4 protein-coding genes are annotated in these 3,246 nt (G+C 70.5%); 1 reads left to right on the plus strand and 3 read right to left on the minus strand.

The window, feature by feature from the left end:
• Window positions 1–426: 426 nt before the first annotated feature.
• Window positions 427–1,218: a 4,5-DOPA dioxygenase extradiol gene (gene ygiD / locus G6018_RS01950; protein ID WP_182610269.1), complete on the plus strand. Its 792-nt coding sequence runs from the start codon at window positions 427–429 to the stop codon at window positions 1,216–1,218.
• Between the two features lie 31 nt (window positions 1,219–1,249).
• Here the strand turns inward: ygiD and G6018_RS01955 are convergent, their stop codons facing one another.
• From G6018_RS01955 to panD, 3 genes are read right to left on the minus strand one after another with little or no spacing between them, the layout of a single operon-like run.
• Window positions 1,250–1,915, minus strand: coding sequence for a TMEM175 family protein (locus G6018_RS01955; RefSeq protein WP_182610268.1), 666 nt, complete (start codon window positions 1,913–1,915; stop codon window positions 1,250–1,252).
• A gap of 33 nt (window positions 1,916–1,948) precedes the next feature.
• Window positions 1,949–2,719 carry a type III pantothenate kinase gene (locus tag G6018_RS01960; protein WP_182610267.1) on the minus strand — a complete coding sequence of 257 codons (771 nt, stop codon included), beginning with the start codon at window positions 2,717–2,719 and terminating at the stop codon, window positions 1,949–1,951.
• Window positions 2,720–2,735: 16 nt separating this feature from the next.
• Window positions 2,736–3,161, minus strand: coding sequence for an aspartate 1-decarboxylase (panD, locus tag G6018_RS01965; RefSeq protein ID WP_179524479.1), 426 nt, complete (start codon window positions 3,159–3,161; stop codon window positions 2,736–2,738).
• Window positions 3,162–3,246 lie beyond the last annotated feature (85 nt).

Genomic DNA, 3,246 nt, shown 5'->3' on the forward strand with positions numbered 1-3,246 from the left:
GGGCGGGCCTCGACCGCGACCGCCCCGGCCAGCACACCCTGCCGCTCGCGCTGGACCCGTGAGCGGATGTCCACGACGAGCGCCCCCGCCTCGACGGTGGTGCGGTAGTCCGCCACGTCCAGCGTGAGGGCGGCGGGGTCGGTGAGGGTGACGGCGAGAGAGGTCATCTGGTGCTCCTGGTCAGGCGGGTCCCGGTCGGTCCGTTCGAGGGTGCTGCTGCCGGTCGGGGACACCAGTGCTGCGCACGTGCGGAGCCCGCCGGACCGGCCGAGGGCATTCGTCGTGCGTGCATGGCCCCAATAATAGACAGACCGGTCTATCTACGACAAGAGCGGATTCCTTCGGCCCGCTGACCACACCCGACAGCACACCCGCTGGCGCCCGAACATTAGTTGATGCATCATGTAGTCAGACCGAAGGAGCATCATGACCACCGCACGCACGCGTCAGCCCGCCGTCTTCATCGGCCACGGCGTCCCCCTCAACGCGCTCGAGGTCAACCAGTGGACCCGCGAATGGGCCGCGCTCGGCACCTCCCTCCCCGAACGTCCCCGCGCCGTGCTGGCCGTCTCGGCCCACTGGTACATCGGGGCCACCGCGGTGACCGCGATGGCCAACCCGAGGACGATCCACGACTTCTACGGCTTCCCACGGGAGCTCAACGAGTTCGACTACCCGGCCGCCGGTGCACCCGAGCTCGCCTCGGAGGTGGCCGAGGTGGTCAAACCCACCTGGGTCGGCGAGGACCGGGACTCGTGGGGGCTCGACCACGGCACGTGGTCCGTCCTCACCCACGTGTTCCCCGATGCCGACGTCCCGGTGGCCCAGTTGTCGGTGGACGCCTCCAAGCCCGCGGGCTACCACTTCAACCTGGGCACCAGGCTCTCGGCGCTGCGGGACTCCGGTGTGCTGATCCTGGCCAGCGGCAACGTGGTGCACAACCTGGCGGCCGCGGACCCCTCCCGCGGGGACTCGGGGACGGACTGGGCGCACCGATTCGACGACCACGCCCAGGAACTGCTCACCGAGCGGCCGGAGGACGCCCTCTCTCTGGTCGAACACCCCGACGCCCGACTGGCCGTCCCCAGCGCCGACCACTTCCTGCCCCTGCTCTACACGGCGGGGATGGCGGCCGGATCCGGCGAGAAGCTGGACGCCTTCAGCAAGGGGTACGCCTGGGGGTCGGTCTCCATGACGAGCTACCGCTCCGCGGCCTGACCCGCACGCGCGGCCTGACCCCGCTGCGCCGTCAGGTCCCCCTGGCCCGGTTCGCGAGGCCGCCCGTCAACGGCAGCAGCACGACCAAGGACACCCACATCAGCTGGGCGGTCCCCGCGCCGACCGTCACCGCCACGGGGACCGATGCCAGGAACACCACCGGGGTGGCGGTCGCCGCCAGGAGCATTCTGCGGTTCTCCCTCGCCGACGTGGGACGGCGTTCCAGTCCGACCGCGCGACCACGCTGGTACACGGCGGCCTGCGCGAGGGACACCCCGGCGATGTTGAGGGCGTAGAGCGCGGTCGGCAGGTCGAGATCGGCCGTGGCCGGGTTGCTGATCGCGTCGGTGGTGAAGGGCACGAGGATCACCAGGCCCGTCGCCAGGAGGTTGCCGACCACCATCGGGCCGTCGAGTCCGGTGAGGCCCTTGATCATCCTGACGTTGACCCGCCACAGCGCGCAGATCACCACGAAACTCAGTGCGACCCCGGTCAGCTGCTGCCCGAGCCCGGATGCCGCCAGGGAGCCGAGGTCCTGCCACGCCTCCGGCCCCGGCAGGTCGACGTTCACGATGAGCAGCGTGACGGCGAAGCCGTAGATGGCGTCGAAGAAGGACACCCCGCGGTCGAACTCGGAGGTGTCCCTGCGGATCACCTCGTCGTCGTCGTCGATCTCTCTCCGTCCGATCCCGTCCATGGCGGACAGCATGCCACCGGCGCGGGGCGGGATTCAGGTGTTCCTCTCGAACACCAGTCGCAGTCCCTCGAGCGCGAGCTCCGGCTCCACGTCGGTGATCGTCCGCGACTCCTCCGCCACGACTTCCGCACGCAGTCCGGTCAGCACCACCGCCGCGTCGGCCAACTCGGCGACGTCCGTCCGCAGGCGGTCGACCAGCGCGTCGATCTGCCCGGCGAACCCGATCACGATCCCGGCCTGCAGCGCGGCGACCGTGTTCTTGCCCAGCGCGCCCCGGGGCCGCACGACCTCGATCTTGCGCAACGCGGCCGCGCGCTCGGCGAGAGCGTCCACGGAGATGTCGATCCCGGGCGCGATCGCCCCACCGAGCAACTCGCCGCGGGCGGAGACGGCGTCGACCGTGGTCGCGGTGTCCACGTCGACGACGATCACCGCGCCCTCGAACAGGGTGTGGGCTGCCAGGGCGTTGACGACCCGGTCGGACCCCACCTCCCGCGGAGAGTCCACGAGCAGTGGTACCCCGGTCTTCACTCCGGGCGCCACCACGACCGCGCGCAACCCGGGCCAGTAATCTGCGGCCATCCGTCGCAGTTCGCCCGTCACCGACGGCACGACCGACATCGCCGAGATTCCGGTGAGCCGCTCGGCGCACTCGCCGAGCAACCCCCGGATGGTCAGCGCCAACTCGTCGGAGGTCACCGCCGGCGACGTCCGCATGCTCCAGGTGCGCTCGAGTGGACCGCCATCGGGGGGGAAGACGCCGAGCCGGATGTGGGTGTTGCCGACGTCGACGGTGAGTAACACGGCCCTACCCCGACACCTAGACGGTGGCGGGCTCGGGGACGCGCGGGTTCTTCAGGCCCGACCCCTCGGGGACGTCCGCCGGATCGGTGCCCTCGGTGAGCGTGCGGTTGTGGGCATCCACGAAGACCACGCGCGGCTCGTAGGCCCGCGCCTCGGCGTCCTCCATCACCGCGTACGCGATGATGATCACCAGATCCCCGGGATGGACGAGGTGCGCGGCCGCACCGTTGATGCTGATGACCCCCGAGCCCCGCTCGCCGGTGATGGCGTAGGTGGTCAGACGGGAGCCGTTGTCGATGTCGACGATGTCGATCTGCTGCCCCTCGAGCAGGTCCGCGGCGTCCATGAGGTCCGCGTCGATGGTGCAGGAACCCACGTAGTGCAGGTCCGCCTGGGTCACCGTCGCCCGGTGGATCTTGGAGTGGAGCATGGTGCGCTGCATCTAGACGCCTTCCTGGAGGTCTGCGGCCAGCTCGGCCTGCTGGGAGGCGACGGTCGCCTCGGCGGCGAGGAACCCCGTGCCGATG

Source organism: Dietzia sp. DQ11-44, from assembly GCF_014145205.1.
In the GTDB taxonomy this organism is placed as follows: Bacteria; Actinomycetota; Actinomycetes; order Mycobacteriales; family Mycobacteriaceae; genus Dietzia; species Dietzia natronolimnaea.